The 22,679-nt window shown below is 70.8% G+C and carries 20 protein-coding genes; 8 read left to right on the top strand and 12 right to left on the bottom strand.

Annotated elements, in window-relative coordinates; translation table 11 throughout:
• Positions 1-19 precede the first annotated feature (19 nt).
• The 3 genes from KRR26_RS18490 to serC form a co-directional block, all read right to left on the bottom strand.
• A complete protein-coding gene (locus tag KRR26_RS18490; RefSeq protein WP_233577322.1) occupies positions 20-2,140 on the bottom strand; it encodes a M13 family metallopeptidase in 2,121 nt (706 codons plus the stop codon).
• Between the two features lie 228 nt (positions 2,141-2,368).
• Complete coding sequence (locus KRR26_RS18485) at positions 2,369-2,932, bottom strand: chalcone isomerase family protein (protein WP_120208545.1); 564 nt, start codon at positions 2,930-2,932, stop codon at positions 2,369-2,371.
• Between the two features lie 42 nt (positions 2,933-2,974).
• A complete protein-coding gene (serC, locus tag KRR26_RS18480) occupies positions 2,975-4,066 on the bottom strand; it encodes a 3-phosphoserine/phosphohydroxythreonine transaminase (RefSeq protein WP_120208543.1) in 1,092 nt (363 codons plus the stop codon).
• A gap of 164 nt (positions 4,067-4,230) precedes the next feature.
• Between serC and KRR26_RS18475 the strand changes: the two genes are divergently transcribed.
• The 6 genes from KRR26_RS18475 (at position 4,231) to KRR26_RS18450 (ending at position 12,850) form a co-directional block, all read left to right on the top strand.
• Positions 4,231-4,806 carry an RNA polymerase sigma factor gene (locus KRR26_RS18475; protein WP_120208541.1) on the top strand — a complete coding sequence of 192 codons (576 nt, stop codon included), beginning with the start codon at positions 4,231-4,233 and terminating at the stop codon, positions 4,804-4,806.
• A 4-nt stretch (positions 4,807-4,810) separates the two neighbouring features.
• On the top strand, positions 4,811-5,593 hold the full coding sequence (locus tag KRR26_RS18470; RefSeq protein WP_217080431.1) for a hypothetical protein: 783 nt from the start codon (positions 4,811-4,813) through the stop codon (positions 5,591-5,593).
• Between the two features lie 3 nt (positions 5,594-5,596).
• Positions 5,597-7,240, top strand: coding sequence for a caspase family protein (locus tag KRR26_RS18465; RefSeq protein WP_217080430.1), 1,644 nt, complete (start codon positions 5,597-5,599; stop codon positions 7,238-7,240).
• Entirely contained in the window at positions 7,240-8,316 is a 1,077-nt protein-coding gene (locus KRR26_RS18460) for a carboxypeptidase regulatory-like domain-containing protein (protein ID WP_120208535.1), read from the top strand. Before KRR26_RS18465 ends, KRR26_RS18460 begins: the two co-directional genes overlap by 1 nt.
• Before the next feature lie 6 nt (positions 8,317-8,322).
• Positions 8,323-11,100 (top strand): PKD domain-containing protein, encoded by a 2,778-nt coding sequence (locus tag KRR26_RS18455; RefSeq protein WP_217080429.1) that lies wholly within the window; start codon positions 8,323-8,325, stop codon positions 11,098-11,100.
• Positions 11,101-11,254: 154 nt separating this feature from the next.
• Complete coding sequence (locus KRR26_RS18450; RefSeq protein ID WP_217080428.1) at positions 11,255-12,850, top strand: Ca2+-dependent phosphoinositide-specific phospholipase C; 1,596 nt, start codon at positions 11,255-11,257, stop codon at positions 12,848-12,850.
• 52 nt (positions 12,851-12,902) lie between these two features.
• On the opposite strand, the gene KRR26_RS18445 is transcribed toward KRR26_RS18450, so the two are convergent.
• The 8 genes from KRR26_RS18445 to KRR26_RS18410 all read right to left on the bottom strand — a co-directional run bounded on the left by KRR26_RS18445 (position 12,903) and on the right by KRR26_RS18410 (position 19,531).
• Positions 12,903-13,637, bottom strand: coding sequence for an HvfC/BufC family peptide modification chaperone (locus KRR26_RS18445; protein ID WP_120208530.1), 735 nt, complete (start codon positions 13,635-13,637; stop codon positions 12,903-12,905).
• The gene (gene bufB / locus KRR26_RS18440) at positions 13,634-14,482 is read right to left on the bottom strand and encodes an MNIO family bufferin maturase (protein ID WP_217080427.1); all 849 of its coding nucleotides are present in this window, start codon (positions 14,480-14,482) and stop codon (positions 13,634-13,636) included. The genes KRR26_RS18445 and bufB overlap by 4 nt, the downstream gene beginning before the upstream one ends.
• A gap of 102 nt (positions 14,483-14,584) precedes the next feature.
• A complete protein-coding gene (locus KRR26_RS18435; protein ID WP_120208528.1) occupies positions 14,585-14,848 on the bottom strand; it encodes a hypothetical protein in 264 nt (87 codons plus the stop codon).
• Between the two features lie 36 nt (positions 14,849-14,884).
• Complete coding sequence (locus tag KRR26_RS18430; RefSeq protein WP_217080426.1) at positions 14,885-15,508, bottom strand: YceI family protein; 624 nt, start codon at positions 15,506-15,508, stop codon at positions 14,885-14,887.
• Positions 15,509-15,575: 67 nt separating this feature from the next.
• Positions 15,576-16,976 (bottom strand): M61 metallopeptidase family protein, encoded by a 1,401-nt coding sequence (locus KRR26_RS18425; protein WP_236068750.1) that lies wholly within the window; start codon positions 16,974-16,976, stop codon positions 15,576-15,578.
• Between the two features lie 31 nt (positions 16,977-17,007).
• Positions 17,008-18,228, bottom strand: coding sequence for a DUF1015 domain-containing protein (locus tag KRR26_RS18420; protein WP_158611535.1), 1,221 nt, complete (start codon positions 18,226-18,228; stop codon positions 17,008-17,010).
• Positions 18,229-18,374: 146 nt separating this feature from the next.
• Positions 18,375-18,998, bottom strand: a complete 624-nt coding sequence (locus KRR26_RS18415) for a TetR/AcrR family transcriptional regulator (protein WP_120208522.1) — start codon at positions 18,996-18,998, stop codon at positions 18,375-18,377.
• Between the two features lie 8 nt (positions 18,999-19,006).
• Positions 19,007-19,531: a PaaI family thioesterase gene (locus KRR26_RS18410; RefSeq protein ID WP_120208520.1), complete on the bottom strand. Its 525-nt coding sequence runs from the start codon at positions 19,529-19,531 to the stop codon at positions 19,007-19,009.
• Positions 19,532-19,768: 237 nt separating this feature from the next.
• Here KRR26_RS18410 and fabF point away from each other — a divergent pair, with 237 nt between their 5' ends.
• Positions 19,769-21,007: a beta-ketoacyl-ACP synthase II gene (fabF, locus tag KRR26_RS18405; RefSeq protein ID WP_217080424.1), complete on the top strand. Its 1,239-nt coding sequence runs from the start codon at positions 19,769-19,771 to the stop codon at positions 21,005-21,007.
• Here the strand turns inward: fabF and KRR26_RS18400 are convergent.
• The gene (locus KRR26_RS18400; protein ID WP_217080423.1) at positions 20,985-21,461 is read right to left on the bottom strand and encodes a MarR family winged helix-turn-helix transcriptional regulator; all 477 of its coding nucleotides are present in this window, start codon (positions 21,459-21,461) and stop codon (positions 20,985-20,987) included. The two genes, fabF and KRR26_RS18400, sit on opposite strands and share 23 nt — an antisense overlap.
• A 145-nt stretch (positions 21,462-21,606) precedes the next feature.
• Between KRR26_RS18400 and KRR26_RS18395 the strand changes: the two genes are divergently transcribed.
• On the top strand, positions 21,607-22,383 hold the full coding sequence (locus KRR26_RS18395; RefSeq protein ID WP_217080422.1) for an SDR family NAD(P)-dependent oxidoreductase: 777 nt from the start codon (positions 21,607-21,609) through the stop codon (positions 22,381-22,383).
• The last annotated feature ends 296 nt before the right edge of the window (positions 22,384-22,679 follow it).

The following is a 22,679-nucleotide window of genomic DNA, read 5'->3' as shown; positions in this document are numbered from 1 at the left end:
CCCTTGGATGGTCCGGGACCTACCAGACCTCGCAGCGGTTCGCAGCGGGGGCGACCATCTTCGCGCCAGCCTGGCACGAGAAGGCCTGCTGGAACTGCTGGAGGTTCGTCACCGGCCCGTTGACGCGCAGGAACGCGGGCGAGTGCGAGTCCGTCAGCGCCCGCTGACGCGCGGCGGCGTCGCGAATCTTCGAGCACCACGACTGCGCGTAGCCCAGGAAGAACTGCTGCGCCGGGGAGAAGCGGTACGCCTGGGCCTCCGAGGCCTTCTCCGGGTGTGCCGCCAGGTACGCCTGCATGGCCGCGAAGGACAGCTTGAGGCCGCCCAGGTCCGCCACGTTCTCGCCCAGGGTGAGCTTGCCGTTCACCTTCACGTCGTCCACGGCGGTGTAGCCGTCGTACTGGCGCTGCACGCACGCCACGCGCTCACGGAACGCCTTGTCCGAGGCGTCCGTCCACCACTGCTTCAGGTTGCCATCCGCGTCGAAGAGGCGGCCCTCGTCGTCGAAGCCGTGGGTGATTTCATGCCCCACCACCATGCCCATGGCGCCGAAGTTCACCGGGGCCGAGGCCTCGCGATTGAAGAACGGCGGCTGGAGGATGCCCGCGGGAAAGACAATCTCGTTGGTGGCCGGGTTGTAGTAGGCGTTCACCGTCGGCGGTGACATCAGCCACTCGGCGCGGTCCACCGGCTTGCCCGCCTTGCGCAGCTGCCGGGCCTGCTCGAAGGCCTCGGTGGCCAGGTACGACTGGAGGAACGAGGCGCGGTCCAGCTTCAGCCCCTCGTAGCTGCGCCACACGTCCGGGTAGCCAATCTTGTTGGTGATCTTCTGGACCTTCTCCAGCGCCTTGGCCTTCGTCTCCGCGTCCATCCACGACAGCGTGTCCAGGTTGCGCTCGAAGGACTTCTCGATCTGCCCCACCATGTCGCTGGTGGTGGCCTTGCCGTCCGCGCCAAACGTGCGCGCGATGAACGGCTGCGCCAGCACGTGCGGCAGCGCCGCGTCCGTGGAGCGCACGCACTTCTTCCACCGCGCGATGTCCTCCTTGGCGCCCGTCAGCACCGAGGACTCGAAGCGGAAGAACTCCTCCTGGAGCTTCTTGGGCAGCGTGTCCCGCACGGAGTCCACGAAGTGGTACGCGAGGTAGGGACCCCAGTCGCCCGGGCGCTGCTCGCGCACCATGGCGGACACCGTCTGGAAGAACGCCGGGTGCGCGACGTTGAGCGCGTCACCCTCGGGCAGCCCCACCTGCTTGAAGTACACGTCCCAGCCGAAGGCCGGCGCCGTCGTCTGCAGGCCCTTGCGCTCCAGCCGGTGGTAGGTCTTCTCGGGGTCGCGGCGCTCCACCTTGGACAGCGAGGCGCCCGCGAGCCGGGTCTCGATGGCCAGGATGCCCTGCGCCTTGCGCGTGGCCATCTCCGGCTTGTCCCCGAGCAAGAGGAACACGTTCTTCACGTGCTCCTGGTAGGCGACGCGCGCCTCCTTCATCTTCGCGTCGTCCTTCAGGTAGTAGTCCCGGTCCGGCATGCCAAGACCGCCCTGGTCCACCACGCCGATGACGAGCGTGGCGTCCTTCAGGTCCTGATCCGAGGTGATCCGGAAGAGCGAGTCCACGCCGCGCGCGTGCAGCCACGCCACCGTCTTCGCCAGGTCATTGGCGCTCTTGAGCGAGGTCAGCTTCGCGAGCTGCGCCTTGAGCGCGGGCATGGACTGCTCCAGCGCCGCCTCGTCCATACAGGCGCCGTAGTAGTCCCCGAGCATCTCGGTGGCGCGGTCCGCGGACTTGGTGGCCGCGGCGCTGGTGAGGATGTCGCGCAGCACCTGCTCATTGCGCTCGGCCACCGTCTCGAAGCCGCGCGACCAGCGCGAGCGGTCCGCCGGGATCTCCGTCGTCTTCAGCCAGCCACCGCACGCGTAGGCATAGAAGTCGTCACAGGGGTTCACCGAGGTGTCCATCACCGCCAGGTCCAGGCCCGGCGGCACCGGCCTGGTCGCATCGGCCATCGCCACCTCGGCGGAGGGCGGAGACGCCGGCGCGGTGGCCACCGGGGTGGCGCGCGGGGGCTCGGGGGCGGGCTCCGCCGTCTTGCAGGCGGTGCCGAGGACACAGGAGGCGGCGAGCAGTGCCAGTCTCTTCAAAGCAATCTCCAGGAAGCAGGGACAGGGGCCGGGGGGGTGGTCCACGTCTGACGGGCGTCAACGACCGACCGGGTCCTTCATTCCAGAAGTCTGCCGCGGCCGGCAAGCACCCCGGCTCGCTCCTCCTCCACGAGGCACGACGCGGCGCGACACCTCCGGACAGCACGACGCCCCGCGTCTCCTCTGGGAGTCGCGGGGCGTCTTCACTTCCAGGGCTGGGCGCGAGGCTCAGTCGTCCTTGCCGAGCATCCCTTCCTTGAGGCTCGAGTCCACCGGCTCCTTGCCCAGCCACACGGAAAAGAGGGCGTCGGCGAAGTCCTTGCCCTCGACGTCGATCTCCTGGCCGGACTTGCTCGTCACGCGCGTGCCGCGGCCGGGGGTGTACGTGAGGATGAGCTCATCGCCCTTCTTCAGGTCCGGGATGGCCGAGGCGAACGTGTCCAGCCGCGCCTTGAGGGCCGGGAAGCCCGCGCCCGCGTTCTTCTTGAAGCCGTCGGTGATGGCATCGACGATGGTCTTCTTCTCCAGGTCGCGCAGCATGGTCATCCGCACGCGCTTGACCTGATCCGAGCTGATGACCTGCGCGGCGTCCTGCGACGGGGTCTCCAGGTAGAGGCCCGCCGTGTAGACCTTGAAGATCATCTTCTTGCGCAGCCCCGCGCCGTTGAACTTCAGGGCCTTGCCATCCACCTGGACGGTGTCGGGAAAGCTCACCCCCGCGACCTCCTTGGCCAGGGCGGGAACCGCGAGCGTCAGGGACAGCAACAGGGCGGACAGGGTCGCTCTCTTCATGGACTCCTCCAGGGTGGGGCTGTTTCGCGTGTTGGACGCAGCCTACCCGTGAGTCTTCACGAAATGGTCCATGAAGGACACCAGGGCGCGCACGTCCTCCACCGAAACCGCGTTGTAGAGCGACGCCCGGATGCCGCCCACGCTGCGGTGGCCCTTGAGTCCGGCCATGCCCGCCTTCAGCGCCTCGGCGGCGAAGGTCGCGTCGAGCGCCTCGGTGGGCAGGTAGAACACCGCGTTCATCGCCGAGCGGGAGTCGCGCTCCACCGGCGCGCGGTAGAACCCCGCGTGCCGGTCCAGCGCGGCGTACAGCAGGGCGGCCTTCTCGCGGTTGCGGCGCTCCACCGCGTCCAGCCCGCCCAGGTCGCGGATCCACGCGAGGACGTTGCGGGCCAGGTAGATGGCCAGGGTGGGCGGCGTGTTGTACAGCGAGTTGTTCTCCGCGTGGACCGAGTAGCGGAACACCTTGGGGATGTCCTGGCGGCCCCGCGCCATGAACTCCTTGGACGCGACCACCACCGTGACGCCCGAGGGTCCCAGGTTCTTCTGCGCGCCCGCGTAGAGCAGCGCGAAGCGGCTCACGTCGAACTTCCGCCAGAGGAAGTCCGAGCACATGTCCGCCACCAGCGGCACGTCACCGACCTCCGGGAAGGTGTGCCACTGCGTGCCGAAGAGCGTGTTGTTGGACGTGAAGTGGACGTAGGCCGCGCTGGGGTCCACCCGCAGCTCGGCCTGGGTGGGCACGCGCGTGTAGCGCTTGTCCGGGCCTTGCGTGGTGATGGCCACGCGCGGCGTCCCGTAGAACCTCGCCTCCTCGAGGGCCTTCTCACTCCACCCGCCCGTCAGGAAGTAATCCGCGGAGGGATGGGCTGGGGTGAGGAAGTTCATCGGCACCTGCGCGAACTGCTGGTGCGCGCCCCCGGTGAGGAAGACGACCTGGTGGGTCGCGGGGATGTCCAGCATCTGCGTCAGCAGGGCGATGGCCTCGTCGTGGACGGCCTCGTAGACCTTGCCCCGGTGGCTGTGCTCCATGATGGACATGCCGGAGCCCTGGAAATCGAGCAGCTCGTCTCGGGCGCGCTCGAGCGCCGGCAGGGGCATGGCGGCGGGGCCGGGGTTGAAGTTGATGACGCGCATGGCAAGGTCCTCGGGCGGGTGTCAGCGAGGCCCCCATTCTTCCCCCCGAGGCCCCCCTGGGGGCCAGCACGAAGAAGCGAGCGCTCGGACTGCTTCCCCGCAGCCCCGCCGGCGTATATCGGGGGAGCGTGGCCGGCGTTCGGTCACGAGGGTCTGGAGGTCAGGTGGGTTCCTCGGAGGGTCTGGCGGAACACGTGCGAAGGGCTGCCCGTGGGGAAGCGTCCGCCTTCAGCGAGCTGTACCGGTACACCCGGCCCATGGTGGCACGGCTGGTGGCCGGCTTCGCCACCCTGGACCCGGACGAGGTGGAGGACATCATCCAGGAGACGTATGTCCGGGCCTTCCGGGCGCTGCCCCGCCTGAAGGAGGTGGGCGCCTTCGAGGCGTGGCTGTTGAGCATCGCGCGCAATCGCGCCCGGACGCGGCTGGAGCGCAAGGCCCACGCCCGACGGGTGGAGGATGATGCCGCCGAGCCTGGACCCGAGTCCGTGCCCGCCATGCCCGAGGCGCTCCAGGTGGAACGGGACATCGCGGTGGTGCGTCAGCTCATCGACGAGCTGCCCGAGGGTGAGGAGAAGAAGACGGTGCGGCTGTTCTACATCGAGGGCGAGCTGTCCGCGCGGGAGATCGCCGAGCAGCTCGGCGTGGGCAAGAGCGCCGTGACGATGCGGCTGGAGCGCTTCCGCTCCCGCGTCAAGCGCGAGCTGCTGCGGCGCGTGCTCGCGGGCCGGAGGGAGTGACGTCATGAGACACCTGGACACCCAAGCGCTTCGCGACCTGGAGGCGGGGGAGCCGCAGGCCGTGGCGCACTTTCGCGAGCACCTGGCCGCGCCCTGTGACACCTGTGAGGACTTCCTCGCCACCCACGACGGCCCCGGCCTGCTCGACGGGCTCGCGGACGCGGCGTTGCTCGGACAGGGACCGAAGCCCCCCGCGCCCGCGCTGGACGAAGTGGGGCTGGCGCGGATCCGCCGGGCGCTGCGCGGGCCCTCCTCCGCGCTGGGCCGCTGGAGCGTGGCGCTGGGGGCGATCGCCGCCTGCGTGCTGGCGCTGGTGCTCGTTCCCCGCGCGAAGGGGCCCGGGCCGGAGACGGGCGTGAAGGGCCCCGGGGGGCGCATCGCGCTGGAATTGGCCGTGGTGGCGCGCGGCTCCGACGGACACCTGCGGCGCGTGGACCCGGGCGCGGTGGTGCCCGAAGGGGACGTGCTGCTCTTGCGCTACCACGCGACCGAGGCGGGCAGCGCCCTGCTCTTCCAGCAGCGAGCGGGCCAGCCTCCGGAGCTGATGGGCCGCTTCGCGCTGGAGTCCGGCACGCACGACCTGGAGGGCCCCGAGGGGCTCACGGGCGTGAGCCTGGAGGGCGAGGCGGGCGGGCTGACCCTGTGGCTGGTGGGCGCCCCCGGCGAGGAGCCGCTGTCCCCCGAGGAGGTGGGCACGGCGCTCAGGACCGGGGCACCGCCGCGGGAGGGGCCCCTGTCGGTGGAGCGGTTCGACGTCCGCATCCAGAACGGTCAGAATCCCCGCTGACCCGTGAAGCGCCTCGTCCCCATCCTGCTCGCGGCGCTCGCCGCGTGCGCGGGCCCGCAGGCCGCCCTGGACAAGGGCGGCCTCGTGCCCCTGCGGCTCGACGAGGCGACGCTGACCGAGGCCTACACTCCGCGCCGGCTGGCGCTGCTGGTGGGCATCTCCGAGTTCGACGACCCGCAGTGGCACAACCTGCGCTACTCCTCGAAGGACGCGCACGACCTGGGCGAGGCGCTGCGAGATCCCCGCCGAGGCCGGTTCGACCAGGTCCGGGTGCTGTCGAAGCCCGAGGAGACGACGCGAGCCTCCATCCTCGCGGCGGTGCGGCGGCTGCGCCAGGAGGCGAACCGGCCGGACGACGTGGTGGTGGTCTACTTCTCCGCACATGGCACGCTGGCCCGCGACAACCAGGGGGAGCTGCGGCGCTACCTCGTCACCCGCGACGCGTCGTACCGCAACATCCCGCAGACGGCGCTGTCCATGGACGTGCTGAAGGCGGAGTTCGATCAGCTCCCCAGCCGCAGGCGCCTGCTGGTGCTGGCCACCTGTCACAGCGGCAGCGGCAAGTCGCTCTTGCCCAAGGAGCTGGAGGCGGAGCTGGCCGGAATCAAGTCCGGCTTCTACGCGCGGCCGATGGAGGAGTCCTCGCGCGCGTCCATGGTCTTCGCCGCCTGCGACTGGGGCGAGACGGCCCGCGAGGACGAGGGCCTGCGCAACGACATCTACACGCACTTCCTCATCGAGGGCCTCACGGGAGGCGCGGACCGCAACGCCGACGGCGCCGTCACCGCCTCGGAGGCCCATGACTACGCGCGTCGCCGCACGTTCGCCTTCACCGAGGGGCGCCAGCGGCCCTCCGCCGAAATCCTGGAAGTGGGCGCGGATCCGGTGGTGCTGTCGGGAAGCATCGCCCGGACGGGCAGGCCGGAGCTGTTCTCGTACAACCCCCGACTGGATGGCTTCACCCTGAAGGTGGACGGCGAGGCGCGCACCGACCTGCCGGGGGGCACGGCAGTGGTGCCGGGCCGCCGCACCGTGGAGTTGACCAAGGGCGACGAGCTGCTGGTGCGCCGCGAGGTGGACCTGCGCGAGGGGGAGCGGCTGCCCCTGGAGCGGCTGCTCGCGGAGACGTTCCCCCACCGCTCGCTGGCGCTGCTCGGCGGAATGTTCAGCTTCGTGGATGGCCGCAGCCGCCGGGACCTGCTCCCCGCCGCGCCGGAGGCCATGGTGTCGCTGCGGCTGGAGGACCGTCCGCTCGACAACTTCGGGCTGCTCGCGGACGTGGCCTTCAGTCGGGGGCGGCGGCGGCTCCTGCTGGAGCCGGGCGGCGAGGTGCCCTTTGGCTACACCACGTTCACCCTGGGCCTGGCGGTGCCCTATCTCTGGCGATGGGAGCGACTCACCCTCTTCGCCGGCCCGCGTGTGGCCGCCTTGTACTTGAGCCGGTCCTTCGAGGTGGAGTCCTTCGCCGGAGGCCAGCATTACTTCACCGTCAGTCCCGGGCTCGTCGGTGGCGTGGCGTGGCGCCTGGGTGAGCGCTTGGAGCTGATGCTCCAGACGCAGCTCATGCTCACCTACGTCGTCGTGGACGGCCAGGGGCAGGCGGTGGGGTTCACCAGCGGCCATGCGGGAGTGGGGTATCGGTTCTGATGCGCGCGCCCGTTCACATCGCCGCGGTCTTCGCGTTCGTGGTGGCCGCGCTGGCATGCGGCAACCTGGAGAACGCGCCATTCCGCACGGGCACCATTCGGGGCCAGTTGACGGAGTGGGACTCGCAGCTCGCCTGGGTCTCGCTGGTGGGCGACCCTTCCGTGCGCGGTGAGGTGGACGCGGAGGGCGCGTTCGTCCTGGAGCGCGTCCCGGCCGGCCCCGCGGAGCTGTTCGTCGTGGCCACCTCGGAGAAGGCGACGCGCGTGAAGGTGAACGTGCCGGGCGGCCAGTCCGTGACGGTGGAGAAGCTGACGCCTCGGCTCGCGGGCTTCTTCGACCTGCGGGTGAAGGCGACTCGCGGAGGCTCGGTGGACGCGGCGCGCGTCACCGTGGAGGGCACGCCCTTCCAGTTGCTCAGCCTGGACAGCCAGGGACGGCTGCGGCTGGGCCCCCTGCCCGACGGCTGCTACACCCTCAGCGTCCTGGCGCCAGACCTGCCCGCGGCGACCACCGAGGCGTGCGTGGGCATGGGCGAGAAGAAGGAAGTGAAGGTCGACCTCAAGCTGGGTGACCCCGCGCCCGGTCCGGACTGCCGCGCGACGGGCTGCGCGTCCGGCCTCGTGTGCGACGCTTCCGGCGAGTGCGTGGAGTGCCACGAAGATGCCCAGTGCGGCAACGGGCTCACGTGCCATGACGCGCGCTGCGAAGCCCCCAGCGCGACGTGCGCGCCGTGCAAGGGCGACTGGCAATGCCGCGACGACGCGCGCTGCCTGCCGCAGCCCGAGGGCGGCACGGCGTGCGTGGCCGCCTGCGACAACGAGAACACCTGCGCGCAGGGCTTCGCGTGCCAGGAGGGCCAGTGCCGCCCGGACACGTCGCAGTTCGCGAGCTGCCACGCCTTCCTCCTCCTGGGCTCGGGCTGCGACGGGGACGCGCGCTGCCGAGAGCAGGGCCTCCTCAACGGGCTCTGCGTCGAGGGCTCCTGCACCGTGCCTTGCACCGCGAATCGCGACTGCCCCGCTCCCCTCAAGTGCGGACGCTCCGCCGCCGGACGCGTCTGCCGGCCCGCTGACTGAGGCCCCGTGAAGGCTCTCCCCCCTGCCCACCGTCCTCCCCCCCTGCTCCTGCTCGCCCTCCTGGGCCTCGGGGCTTGTGAGTCGCATCCCCCACCGGGTCCGCCCACCAACCACGCGCCCACGGTGCACATCGTCCAGCCCCAGGTGGACACGCTCGTGCGCGCGGGAAGGCCGGTGGAGCTGACGGCCACGGTCTCGGACGCGGAGGACGGCGACACGGTGGAGGCGCGCGTGTTGTGGGTGTCCTCCGTGTCAGGCCAGCTCGCGAGCGGCGCGCACGCCTCCGCGACCTTGATGGCGCCCGGCGAGCACACCCTGACCGCCACCGTGGTGGACTCCGGTGGGCTGTCCTCCAGCGACGCCATCACCGTCCGCGTGCTGGAGCACGAGGCGCCCAGCGTGACGGTCCACGCCCCGGCCGCAGGGAGCGCGTTCAACCTGGGCGAGTCCTTCGCGCTGGAGTGCGAGGCCCGCTCCGCGAGTGGCGAGCGACTGGGCCCGAGCGAGGTGCGCTGGACGTCCGAGCTGTCGGGCCCGCTGGCCTCGGCGGATGTGGCGCGCGCGGCGCTGACCGTGCCCGGAGAGGACACGCTCACCTGCGTGGCCACGGATCCGGCCACGGGAGAGAGCGCCTCGGCCACCGTGTCGGTCACGGTGCGCTCGAACAAAGCGCCCGCGGTGCTCATCACCCGCCCGGAGCGCACCGAGGTCTTCGTGAAGAGCGGCGCGCCGCCCCCGCTCGATGCGACGGTCTCCTTCCGCGCCACCGCGCAGGACTTCGACACCCCGGGGGGCCCGGGCAACCTGGACGCCGCCATCACCTGGACGCTGGAGCCGGGAGACGTGACGCTGGGCAAGGGCCCCACGCTGGTGCACCTCTTCTCGACGCCCGGCGAGTTCACCGTCGTCGCACGGGTGGTGGACGGAAGCGGGCATGCGGCCACGGACAGCGTGCGCGTGCGGCTCGTCACCAACCTGCCGCCTCAGTGCGACATCGCCCTGCCTCGCGAGGACGGCGCTCGGCTGTCGCCGGGAAGCAAGCTGGAGTTGATGGGGCGCTGTGTGGATCCGGAGACCGGCGCCGCGCTGGCGCCCACGTGGACGACCAGCGCCTCCCTGGCGCCGCTGGGCACGGACTTCGAGCTGAACGCCGTGCTGGACGTGACGGGCGCGCAGGTGCTTACCGCCTGCGCGGTGGATCCCGAAGACGCCACGCTCCGAGGCTGCGCGGAGCGGCCCGTGCGCGTCGTGCCCAACACCGCGCCCAGCGCGTGCGCCATCGAAGCGCCCGTGTCCGGGGCGGTGTTGAACGCGGGCGTGCCTGTCCCGCTGGAAGGGACCGCCCTGGACGCGGAGGACCCCCGGGGCGAGCTGCGCTTCGTGTGGAGTTCCACGCGCGACGGGATGCTTGCCGGTGGGTCCAGCGCCCTGACGCGCCGGCTCGTCTCTCCGGGGCCCCATACCCTCACGCTCACGGTGACGGATCCGCGCGGGCTCTCGTGCTCCGCCACCGTGGCCGTCACGGTGAACGGCGCGCCCGAGGTGAACATCAGCATGGTCCGTCAGGGTGGGCTCAACTGCCTGGACACGCCATGCCGGGTGGGCAGCGACATCACCGCCGTGGGCGGCGCGAAGGACGTCGACGAGCCCGGCGTCCTCGCCGAGCTGGCATGGTTGGACAACCTGGGCGATGCGCTGGTGTTCAAGGGCGCGACCGCGACGCTGCCCCAGCCCTCGCCGGGCAAACACACCGTGGTGCTCCGCGCGACGGATCAGGCCGGCGCGGTGGGCCGGGGCGCGGCCTCGTTCACGGTGCTAGGGGCCTCGGGCGCGAAGCTGGTGGAGACGGTGGTGACCACGGACAAGCCCGTGGCCGCGCTCACCCAAAGTCCCGAGGGACTCCGCTACGTGGACGGCGCCGCGGCCACGGTCTTCCGCGTGAGCGCGCCCGCCACGGCCACGCCCCTGGATGCGCCCGCTCGCGCGCTGACGGTGCTGCCCACGGACTCGGGCGAGGTGCTCTTCGTGGGCACGGAGGCAGGCGTGGCGCGGTGCGCGGGGAACACCTGCACGCGCCACAGCGAGGGCCCCCTGCTCTTCTCCGGAAAGAAGGTCCTCGCGGTGGCCGCGCTGGCCACGCCGGACCTGCTGCTGTTGGGCACCGAGGCCGGACTCATTCTCACGCGAGCAAGCAACCCATCCATGGGCGGCGCGCCGGGTCTGCTCGTGGGACGCCGCGCGCTCCAGGGCTTCTCGGTGCGTCAGCTCGCGCTGTCGCCCGCCACGTCCGCTCCGTTCGTGAAGGCCTGGGCCGCCACCCCCGAGGGGCTGGCCGAGGTGACGGTGCACGTGGAGCAGCCGTTCGAGCCCGCGCTGGCCTCCGTCTCGGTGGTGATGCACGTGCCCCCGGAGGTGCCGGATGTTGACGTCCTGTCCGTCGCGGTGGGCCCGGAGGGACAGGTCTACGTGGGTACACGGCGCGGCTTCGGGGCCCTGGGCCAGGAAGGTCCCGCGCTGCGCGCCTCGCCGTGGAACCTCCCCGACGAACAGGTGCAGGCGCTCCTCTTCGAGCGCCATCCCGTCACCGGAGCCTCTCCGGTCGACGTGCTGTGGGCAGGCACGCGCAATGGACTCGTGCGCTACGACCTCGCCCGAGACATCGTCACGCCGTTGGGCACGCAGGATGGGCTGCTCGACGCGGACGTGCGCGCGCTCGCGCCGCGGCCCGAAGGTGGGCGGTACATCGGCACCGCGCGCGGCATCTCCCGTTACGAAGGCAACTGAGGCTTCGCCCGGCAGGGCCAGGCTCGCGCGGAGCGGGGATGACTGGCGGACGCTGCGTGTCGGCAGGCAGGCTGCCGAGGCCCCATGCGTTTCGCGCTGGCGCGCGCGTCTGCCAGACTGAGCGGGCCTTGGTCTTCTGGAGCCCTCTCTCACCATGATGTCCGGCGGCGCGCTGCTGGCCCTTCTCGCCGCACTGCTCCTCGCCACCGCCGCGCTCGCGACGGAGGCGCCGCCCTACAACGAGGTGCGGCAGAAGTCCTCGCACAACGCCTATCAGCGAGACGAGGCGCTGCTCGAGCAGCTCGTGTTCCACGGCATCCGCTCCATCGAACTGGACGTGCACAACGGCAAGGGCGGGCGGCCTCGGACCCCGGGCGACTGGTTCGTCTATCACGACAGCTCCGCGCCGGGGACGTCGTGCGATCGACTGTCGGACTGCCTCGACGTCCTGCGGGCCTTCCACCTCGCCCATCCTCGCCATGAGGTCGTCACGGTGTGGCTGGACCTCAAGGACAACTTCGAGCGCACGCGGCGGCCCGAGGACCTGGACGCGCGCATCCTCCAGCACCTCGATCCCGCCTGGGTCGTCACACCCGCCCATTTGATGGCGGCCTGTCCGGGCGCGACCGCGCTCCAGCGTGCGGTGACGGGCGCATGCCACTGGCCCTCGCTGGATGCGATGCGCGGGCGATTCCTCATCGTCCTCACCGGAGGCTCGCTCTCCTCGGCGGGGGGGCGCCTCGACACCTACGTGGCCGGCGGCTCCGAGGCCGTGGAGCGGCTGGCGTTCATCGCGCCGGACCTCGCTGACGCGACGCGCTTGGGCGCGCGCGCGGACGTGGTGTTCTTCAACCTGAAGCTCTCCCGCGTGAAGCTGGCGGAGCGCGTCCACGCCGAGGGCTTCGTCAGTCGCGTCTGGGGGGTGAACTCGGCCGAAGCCTGGTTCGCCGCGCTGCGGGCGCAGGCCCATCACCTCGCCACGGACAAGGTGAACGCGGGGCCCTCGCCCTGGGCCTCCCTGCGGCACCATCCCGCGTGGCCCTTCGACTGCCTCGGCGACCTTCCATGCGCGGGCAATCGCGAGCCGCTGGACCTGCTCGGCGCGGAGACCACCTCGGGAGATCTCTGGAGCACGCGCGACAGCTTCGCGTTCGCCTGGGAGCCACGCGGCGATGCGGACACTCACACGTGGACCGCGCAGGTACATGCCGCGGACAGCCATGTGAACGCCTGGGCCAAGGGCTGCCTGATGGCCCGCGACGGCACCGAGCCGGAAGCGCGTTACTTCGCGGTGTGCCGCCCCGCGAACAAGCACCCGCTGCGCGTCCAGTACCGCGACGCGACGGGAGGCCCGACGCGCTCCGTTGAGCCCGCGCGCGGGCCTCGGACGGCGGCCACGATGCGGGGGCTCGCCTTCCTCCGGATGACGGTCACCCACGACGGTGAGCGCACCTGCGCCACAGGGGCTGGCTCGTCGGATGGCGCGACCTGGAACGACATCGCGCGCCACTGCTTCCATGGGCGCTTGGACGCGCAGGGGCTCGCGCTGAGCGCGCATGGGACAGACCCGGTGAAGATGCTGTTCGGCAACGTTCGCCGCGACGGCGTGCTCTATCGCCGGGAGTCATTCCCGAACATGAACCCCATCGGAGCGGGGGTCCGGCAAGGGACGTTCTTCGATGGACCGGCCCCAGAGGAGGCACCGGTGCTGAGCGCCTCGCGAACCCACGAGGCCCCCGCGTCACACTGAGCGCTCAAGCCCCTGGGCCGACGTGCGAACACCGGCGCTGCGCGCGGGCGACCTACTTGGACTCGGGCGGCAGCAGCACCAGGCCGTCGCGCGCGAAGCGGACCACGTCCGCGCGCACTTGGGCCTCACTCATTCCCGTGGCCGCCGCCACATGCTCGGCCGTGAGTCCCTCCACCGCCATCTTCAACACCAGGAGCGCGGACGGAGTCGCCTCCATGTAGAACGTCGCGAGTTGCCCGGGGTGACGCCAGAGGAGCGCGAGTTCCTCGCCGGCGTCGGGCACCTTGCGCGCGTCGCCGGCTCGCACGTGCGCGCAGATCCGGAACGCGTGCTCCAACACCGTCAGGGTCGGGTTCGCCGTCAGCCGCTCCACGACCTCCGGCGCGACCTCCTCCGAGGCGAACACGGCGAAGTCCGCCCACTCGAACCGCGCGAGCGCGGGCACATGCGGCGCAAGCCCCAGTGCCTCCACGCGGTCCGCGACGTGGGCGGGAAACGCCTCACCCAGCCGATTGATTTCGTAGTGCCGAGCCGGGCGCGTGCGCGTGTACTCCTCCACCAGCGCGTCCCACGCCGCCTCACCCACGGCGTGGCGGCTCAGCGGAAAGAGCTTCTCCAGCGCGCCTCGGACGTGCCCTCGCACGAAGCCGCCATAGAGGGCCGTGCGCGTGCGCGGCGTCTGCCAACCTGGGTGCGCGGCATAGAGGCGCTCCAGGCCCACGCCCTCGGGCACACCCTCGAAGTAAGCCCCCATCGAGTCGAAGAAGTGCTTCAGCTCCGGCGTCATCGGCGCAGCTCCTCGCGCAGCACCCCGCGGGCCCGGTCCGCCTCGTCCAACACCGCGTCGAGCGAGGGAATGTCCTGGTCCCACTCAATCAAGGTGGACACCGCACCCGTGCGCGCAATCGTGTAGCGATACAGCGCCCACACCTCATCGCAGACCGACGCGCCATGCGTGTCGATGAGCACGTCCGGCCGCACCTCGTGCCCCGCGAGGTGGATCTGCACCACGCGCTCCAGCGGCAGCGCGTCCACGAAGGCGCGCGCGTCATAGCCGTGGTTCATCGCGTTGACGTACACGTTGTTCACGTCGAGCAGCAGTCCACAGTCCGCCTGCTCCACCACGTGGCGCAGGAAGTCGGCCTCGGCCAGCGTGCCGCCCGGCATCTTCGCGTAGTAGCTGGGGTTCTCCAGGAGGAAGGGCCGCCCCACCCGCGCCATGACCTCGCGCACGCGCGGCACCACGTGCTCCACCGCGGCCTCCGTGAACGGCAACGGCAACAAGTCGTGCAGGTGCACGCCGCCCAACCGCGAATAACAAAGGTGATCCGAGAAGAACGGCGCGTCCACGCGCCGCACCAGCGCGGACAAGCGGGACACATAGTCCTCGTCCAGCGCGTCCGGCCCACCGATGTTGAGGCCCACGCCATGCGGCAGCACCGACCAGCGTTCGCGGCACGCATCCAGGGCGCGCTGCGTCCGTCCGCCGAGCGTGAGGAAGTTCTCGGGGATGATCTCCACCCAGTCGAGCGCGCGCTCCGTGCGCGGCAGCGCTTCATAGAAGTCGCGGCGCAGCCCGATGCCCGCGCCGAGTGCTCTCAGCCCATGTCTGTGCGCATAGCTCGCGGGCACGTGACACTCTCCATCCCAGGTGGCGTGGAACAACACGGGCGGCGGGAAGCTTCCTTCCCACCGCCCGGAGTGCAGCGCGCGGGCCCGTGAAGGCCCAGCGCCTTACTTCTTCTGGCCGCAGGAGCCGTTGCCGCAGCTGCCCTGCGCGCCCTTCTCCGGGGTGGCCGCCGGAGTGGCCTCGTGCTTGGCGTTGCAGCTCGCCTCGGAGCCCTTCGCCTCGGTGGCCTTCGCGCCGCAGCTGCCCTCGGCGCCCTTCTCGGAGGAGGCCGCCTGCGGGCCTTCCGCGGACTTCGTGGACGCACAGCCGGAGGCCAGCGCGCCGAGGGACAGGGTGCCGACGATTGCCGCAAGAGCCTTGACGTTCATGGAGCTTCGCTTCCTTTCGTACTGCGTTGGGGGGAACTACAGCTTGAATTGCGTGGAGCCCCAGGCATCGATGGAGACCTCCGCGGTCTCCCCGACCTTGAGCACCAACGCTTCGGTCCGCTTGACGCCATAGGCCTCCAGCGGAATCTGGAATTTTGCGCGGACTCGTAACAATTCACCTGCCGCGCGATTCCGGGTCTCAGCCGTTTCTTGAAAAAACGTCGCGGTGACCTCGACAGGTTCCTCGCGCGTCACGCCGTGGACCGTGAATTGTCCCTTCGCCTTCACCTTCAAGGGCTTGCCCACCTCGGGGGCCGCGGGGAGAACCACGTCCTTGAACTCGAACACGATGTCTGGATACTTCTGCGCGTCCAGCCAGCGGTCATTTTGCAAGTGCCCGTCGCGGGTGTCATTGCCCGTCTTCAGGGAACGAACCGGCACCTGGAACTTTCCACTCACCTTGGTGCCCTGGACGTCCACCCGTCCGTGGATGTCATTGGACAGGCCGTTGATCACCTCGAGCGGTGCATCAAGGACGAACATCACCGTGTCGCGGTGATTCGGGTCATTGAAGATGAAGGAGCGCGCGGCGGGGGTGGGCTCGGCCGCGTTCGCGGTCAGGGCCCAAACGGCGGCGAGCGCCAGGATGGTTCGCGTCATGGTGGACCTCCACTACGGATGCCGTGTTTCCACGGATGCATCCGTTACGCAGGTCCGACATGGCGGGTTACAAATCCGGGCGCTCCCCATCGAGCGCCTGTCGCATGGCGCCCGCGGGTCCCGGCGCGAGCGTGACGCCCTGGGGGCCCTGTCGAACCCCCAAGGATTCCAACAGCCCTTCCAGTTCGGCGAAGGCAGGCCGCGGGAGGTGCCGCGCCAGCAGGGAGTCGAACAGGGGCTGTCCCGCCACGGCATCCACCGCGACGCCGAACGCGCCCAACGTGGAGGTCTGCCCCTGCCGCCCGAGGGACTCGAGCACGTCCTCCAAGCGCCGAGTGCCATGGCTGACGCGCCGCAGCTCTACATCCAGATGCAGCGCGAACAGCGCGCCAAGCCAGTACGTGGACATGTAGTCGCCATGCGCTACCACCTCCGCCATGGTCCGCGTGCCGGCGGATTCACGGCCTCGCTCGAAGCCCGCCACCAGTTCCTCCCAGGCCCGCTGCGCCGTCTGCCGTCCCGAGCGCGCCCGCGCCAGCTCCGTGTAGTAGGTGGCCAATCCCTCGGTGAGCCAGGGGACGTGAGGAAGCATCGCGGGATGCGCGAGGTGGAGCATCTCGTGCACGGCCACCCAGTCGCCGCCGAGCGCCTCACGTGAAGCATCCTGCCCCACGAGGATGGAGATGCTGGGCGGCGAGCTCCACAGCACCATGCCAAAGAGCCCCGCGTCGGAATCGCCGGGCACCGGCACCACGCGCACCGTGACCCGAGGATACGGAAAGGCGTGGCGCACGGTGGCCACTTCCACCGCGGCCTGACGGATCCACCCGCACACGTCCGCATCGCGCAGGTGCGTCAGTTGCCCGAGGATGGCCACCTCCACGGTCGCGGCCTCCAGCCGCACGAGGCAGCGCCGCCCGCCGAACCCGTGGAACCCCGAGTCCACCAGGTCCTCACCCCGCACGTGATAGAGCCCGCCGTCACTCGGAGCCCAAGGCAGCAGCGCTTCCGCGCCCTCGACGAACAGCTCCACGCGCAACCCCGGAGTCACCACGCGAGGCCGAAGCAGGTACGCACGGCCCGCGACGTGGAACGCGCCCTCGTCCCCCATGCCGGTGAACAAGCCCGGCCCCTGACCCCGGTGGCGCGGCTCCGGCGCATAGCGATAGCGCAGGAAGCGGGCCGCGGAGGGCACGTGCACGCCCCCCGCGGTGACGCGCAGCGCGCGGACATCGCCGTGCTCGAACGTGGCCCACACCGTGTCGACGCCGCCGGGCTGGCTGAAGAGGAAGTCCCGAGGTCCCCCTGGCAACAGCACCACCTCCACCTCCAACGCGGGCGCTGCCCCGAGCGAACAGGAGATGTTGTAGCGCAGCGCCGCGGGGTCACCCGGCGGACGGGGCGCGCGCGCGGTGGCGCACGCACCCGCCATCCAGCTCAGGGCCACGAGGAGGATGAAAGCGCGCATCCTCATCGCGTCCCCCGCGCGGGCACGAGACTCAGCTGAACACGTGCGTCACCAGCCCACTGCGCAGTCGCGGTTCCAGCCATACGGAGTTCGCCGGCATGGCCTCTCCCGCATCCGCCACGGACAGCACCTGCTCGATGCTGGCGGGGAACAGCGCGAAGGCGACGCGGAACTGACCGGAGTCCACCCGCGCCTCCAACTCGCTGGTCCCCAGGCTCCCCGGCACCGCCTCGACGCGGCCCTCCGCGTGGGCCCCGCCCACCCACAAGAGGGACGCGAGCACGTTCTGCTGGAGCAGGGTGACGTCCAGGAGGCCGAGCGGCGTCCGCTCGAACGTGCCCGGCTTCGCGGTGAGCTGGTACCACGTTCCCTCCAGATACATGCCGAAGCGGTGCTCCTGATCCGGCCGAGGCCGGGCGCCGCGCTTCACCTCGAAGCGCTCCGAGAGCCGTTCGAGGAACACGCCCGGACTCATGCCGTGCAGGTCCTTCACCACGCGGTTGTATTCCAGGACGCGAACCTGGTCGTGGGGGAACACCATCGCCATGAAGCGGCAGTGCCCGCGGCCCTCGCGGCGCGCCTCCCGCAGCGCATTCACCCGCGAGGCCGCCGCCGCGCGGTGGTGCCCCTCCACCAGATACAGCGAGGGCACGGCGCGGAACGCATCCGTGAGCGGCACCCCCAGCTCCGGGCGCGCGCACCAGAAGGAGTGGCGGATGCCGTCCTCGGTGGTGAAGTCGTATTCGGAAGGCCCCCGCATCGCCTCGGAGACGAGCGCGTCCAGCGCGTCTCGGGCCCGGTACACCAGCACCACGGGCTCGTCATTGCCGCCGAGCGCGTCCACGTGGCGCGTGCGCACCGCCTCGGTGTCCGGACGCGTGGGGCCGTGCGGCTTGATGAGGCCCGCGTCGTACTCGGCCACGCTCACCGAGGCGAGCAGCCCCACCTGCACGTGGTCTCCCATGCGCTGCCGGTACACGTAGAAGTGGGCGGCCTCGTCCTGGCGCAGCCAGCCCTCGGCCAGGAAGGACTCCAGGTTGTGGCGCCCGAGCGTCGCCAGCTTCGCCACGGTGCGAGGCGCCTCGGGAGCCAGGTCCGCCTCGGGTCGGCAGATGCGAAAGAAGCTGCGTGGGTTCCCTCGCACGTCCGCGCGCGCTTCCTCCAGCGAGATGCTGTCGGACGAGGGCACCACCAGCTGCTGCACCACGGCCTTCGGAGGGCGGACACCACGGAAGGGACGGAGATCGGCCACGGGACTTTCTCCTGTGCAGGAAGGGAGCAACAGGTTGACCGGACCGACGTGCTTCGCAAACAGCCCCCGCGCCCGTCTTGGATCGTGGCCAACACTTCCCGCCCGCGAGCTGATCCGTGGGCGACACCCCCCGGAGCCCCCCGAGGTCAGCGCGCCCTGTTCTTGACGGCGCGCGCGGCCCGCTCTGCCGGGTCCTTGTCTTCCGCCACCAGAAAGGCCCGCGCCGCCTGGAGCACCTCGTCCGACAGCGCCTGCGAGGACGTGGCCCGCGCCAGCGTCATCGCCCCGAAGCACAGCGCCAGGGTGGCCAGGGCGCGCTGCCGCGCCGTCACGCCCTCCCCTCCCGGCACGTGACGGGTCGCCTCCGCCACGAGCGACTCCAACCCCTGCGCGAACGCGGCCTGCGCCTCGGGCGGCCCCCGCGTCAGGTCCGACAGGAGCGACGGCACGATGCAGCCCGTCTCCAAGTTGTCCCGGTTCTGCCGAGACAGGTAGCGGCGCGCGAAGTGCGCCACCCACTCGGTGCCCCGCAGGTCCTCCAGGCCCCCCACCCACCGGGGCTCCGTCTTGCGCATGAACTCGCCAATGGCCTCGGCGAGCAGCGCTTCCTTGGAGGCGAAGTGCGCGTAGAAGCCGCCCACCGTCATGCCCGCGGCCCGCATCACCCGCTCGACGCTGGCGCCGGTGAAGCCCGCGGTGCGGAAGAGCGACTCCGCCGCGGCCAGGATGCGCGCGTGGGTGGCCTGCTTGTGCTCGGGTCCGTACCGCATCCGTCCTCCTACTCGCGTCCTCCGGGACTGGGAGGGCGCAACAGCATGCATGTGGTGGTGCCGTGGGCATACAACTTCCCCGAGGCATCCGTCAGTCGCCCCTGCGCCGTGGCCACTCGCCCGCCCAGGTGGAGCACCTCGCCCGTGCAGAGGAGCGGGCCCGAGTCCCACAAGATGGGGCGCACGTAGTTCACGTGCAGCTCCAGCGTCGTGTAGGCCGTGCCCACGGGAAGCAAGGTGTGCACCGAGCACCCCATCGCCGAGTCCAGCACCGTGGCCGCCAGTCCACCGTGCACGGTCCCGATGGGGTTGTACTGATGCTCTCCGGGCGCCACCTCGAACACCACCCGCCCCTCCGCCACCTCCTTCAGCTCGAAGCCCAACACCACCGCGATGGGCGCGGGCGGCAGCTCCCCGCGCGCGATGGCCCGCAGGTACTCCAGGCCCGACAGCGTCTTCGCCGCGCGCACCCCCTCGCGGGTGTCCCGCCACGTCACGGTCCTCGTACGAGCCGCTCCCACGTCGTCGCTCATCGGTGCCCCTCCACGAATGGAATGATGAATATCATCCCATTTTGCATTCGCCGACGCGGCTGTCCAGCCCAGGCCCTCCTCCGAGCCCCTCCTTTCCGAGCAAGCGACGGATCGTTCGTAGAAACCTGCTTCCCTCATTGAATGATGATCATCATAGTATCTGGCCGCGACATGCCGAGCTGAGAGGCAGCGAGCCGGGCCGGTGGCTGGCGCGGACATGCCGCGAGGGAGTGAGCAATGCGACGACGGGTCGTGGTGACGGGGCTGGGACTCATCAGTCCCTGTGGCACGGGGGTGGAGAAGAGCTGGGACGCGCTGGTGAACGGGCGCAGCGGGGTGGGCCCCATCACCCTGTTCGACGCGAGCCGGCTCGACTGCCGCTTCGCGGGAGAGGTCCGAGACTTCCGCCCCGAGGACTTCATCGACAAGCGCGAGCTGCGCCGCATGGACCGCTTCAGCCAATTCGCGGTGGTGGCGGCGGACATGGCGCTGGCGGACTCGGGGCTGACCATCACCCCGGCCAACGCGGAGCGCGTGGCGGTCATCATCGGCTCGGGCATTGGCGGCATCTCCAGCCTGGAGGAGACGTACCGCCGCGCGATGGAGAAGGGACCGGACCGCATCAGCCCGTTCTTCATCCTCCAGATGATCATCAACATGGCGCCCGGCTACGTGACGATGCGCCACGGCATCAAGGGCCCCTCCTGGTCGCCGAACTCCGCGTGCTCCACCAGCGCCCACGCGTTGGGCGAGGCCGCGCGAGGCATCGAGCGCGGTGACTTCGATGCGGCGGTGGCCGGCGGCGCCGAGGCCCCTATCTCCCTGCTCGGGGTGGGTGGCTTCGCGGCGATGAAGGCGCTGTCCACGCGCAACGACGCGCCGCAAGCGGCCAGCCGCCCCTTCGACGTAGACCGCGACGGCTTCGTCCTCGCCGAAGGCGCGGGCATCGTGGTGCTGGAGGAGTACGAGCACGCGCGCTCACGAGGCGCGCGCATCCTCGCGGAGCTGGCGGGCTACGGCGCCAGCTCGGACGCGCACCACGTGACGGCCCCCGCGCCGGAACATGAGGGCGCCCAGCGGGCCATGCGCGCGGCCCTGGCCGATGCGAGCCTGAAGCCCGCGGACATCGGGTACCTCAACGCGCACGGCACCTCGACGGACATCGGCGACCTGCTGGAGATGCAGGGCGTGGAGCGCGTCTTCGGAGACGCCGCGCGCACCCTGGCGGTGTCATCCACCAAGTCCATGACGGGCCACATGAACGGCGCGGCGGGCGCGGCCGAGGCCGTCATCAGCATCCTCGCCCTCACCCGCGGCGTCCTCCCGCCCACCATCAACCTGGAGCGGAAGGACCCGCGCATCACCCTGGACTGCGTGCCCCACGTGGCGCGCGCTCAGCAGGTGGATGCGGTGATGAGCAACTCGTTCGGCTTCGGCGGGACGAACGTATCGCTCATCTTCCGCCGCGCGACGTAGCCTCGGCCGTCTTCGCGGCCTCCGCCGCCAGCCGCTCGAACACACCGCGCAGGTGTTCGAGTTCGTCCATCCCCAAGTGGGACAGCTCGGCGGGGGGCGCATGCATCCCCTCTTCGAGCTGCCGGCGCACGCGCGCACCTCGCGCGGTCAGCACCACCGAGCGAGCCCGCCTGTCCTCGGGGTCCGTCTGGCGCCGCGCCAGCCCGCGCTTCTCCAGACGCCCCACCATCCACGTCACGTTGGAGGCGTCGCAGTCCCAGCCCTCCGCCAGCTGCCGCATCGAGCGACCTCGCGCCACGTCCAGGCCGCTGAGCGCGCGCGCGTCGTTCGGCGTGAGCCCCAGGTCGCGCAGCACCGCGTCGCGCCGCGGACGCGTGTGCATGAAGAAGTCGAAGACGTGGCGCCAGACCTCGGACGCCAGCGCGGCCCTCCCCGTCGTCGTGTTGCCTGCCATCGCTCCAGCCTGCCAGAGCCCAGGCCCGTCCGTCCCCGCGTCTTCACATTACTTCATCAGCCAATTGCTTGAATGGCTTCAAGCATCTGCCCATCCTGAGGCCATGGCGCGCGGGCTCCACCGCGCGCCCCTCCAGGAGCCATTCATGACGACGACGAATCCCTCTGCGCTCGCGCTGTCCGGCAAGGTCGCGGTGCTCATTGGCGCCAGCCGCGGCATCGGCGCGGCCACCGCGAAGGCCCTGGCCGCCCAGGGTGCCTCGGTGGTGGTGGCCGCCCGCGACGAGGCCGCCTTGAGCCGACTGGCCGAGGACATCACCCGCGCGGGCGGGACTGCCCTGGCCGTGCGCACGGACTTGAGTGACCCGGCTTCGGTGGAGGAGTTGGTGACGCGGACGCTGACTCGGTTCGGCCGGCTGGACCTCGCGTTCAACAACGCCGCGGATGGACACATGCCGGCCCCGCTGGCGGACCTGTCCGTGGACGACCTGGATCGCTCCTATCAGGTGAACGTGCGCGGCTTCTTCCTGGCCATGAAGCACGAGGTGAACGCCATGCTGAAGACGGGCGGCGGCGCCATCGTGAACATGGCCTCCACCGCGGGGCTCACGGGCGTGCGCGGCATGGCGGGCTACAGCGCGACGAAGCACGCCATCATCGGCCTGTCCAAGTCCGCCGCGCTCGACTACGCGGAGCGCGGCGTGCGCATCAACGTCGTGGCCCCCGGCCCCATCCTCACGGACCGCATCCAGGCCCTCCCCGAGGAGCGCCGCGCCCCCATCGCGAGGGCCGTCCCCATGGGTCGCATCGGCAAGGCCGATGAGGTCGCCCACACCGTCGCGTGGCTGCTGTCGGACGCCGCCGCGTTCGTCACCGGCACCACGGTCACCATCGATGGAGGCCGCCTGGCCGGCGGCGCCTGAGCAGGTTGTAAAAAGCGCGCGACGGCATTTACCAGCCCGTGACGGCCCTCCGCCGCGCCGCGTCAGTCAATGTTTGACAAGGTGTGACAAGGCTCGCGCGCCCCACACCCACCCCACCTGAAAGCCGAGTGATGACATGGGCTTACGGCCTCATTTGCGCACCCCGGACCGGTGGGCACCCGCTCCGTCCGCCGTCCGACAGGGGTCCGTGCGTCATGAAACGCTGATTGCAAATCGGTAAATCGATTTGCAGAGTGGGTGCAGAGCCCCGCCCGCCGCCGTCTCATCCGGCCGGC

The sequence above is a fragment of the Citreicoccus inhibens genome (genome assembly GCF_019039035.1).
Taxonomy (GTDB): Bacteria; Myxococcota; Myxococcia; order Myxococcales; family Myxococcaceae; genus Citreicoccus; species Citreicoccus inhibens.
Note: the sequence above shows the minus strand (reverse complement) of the source record. Positions and strands in the feature narration are given on the sequence as shown.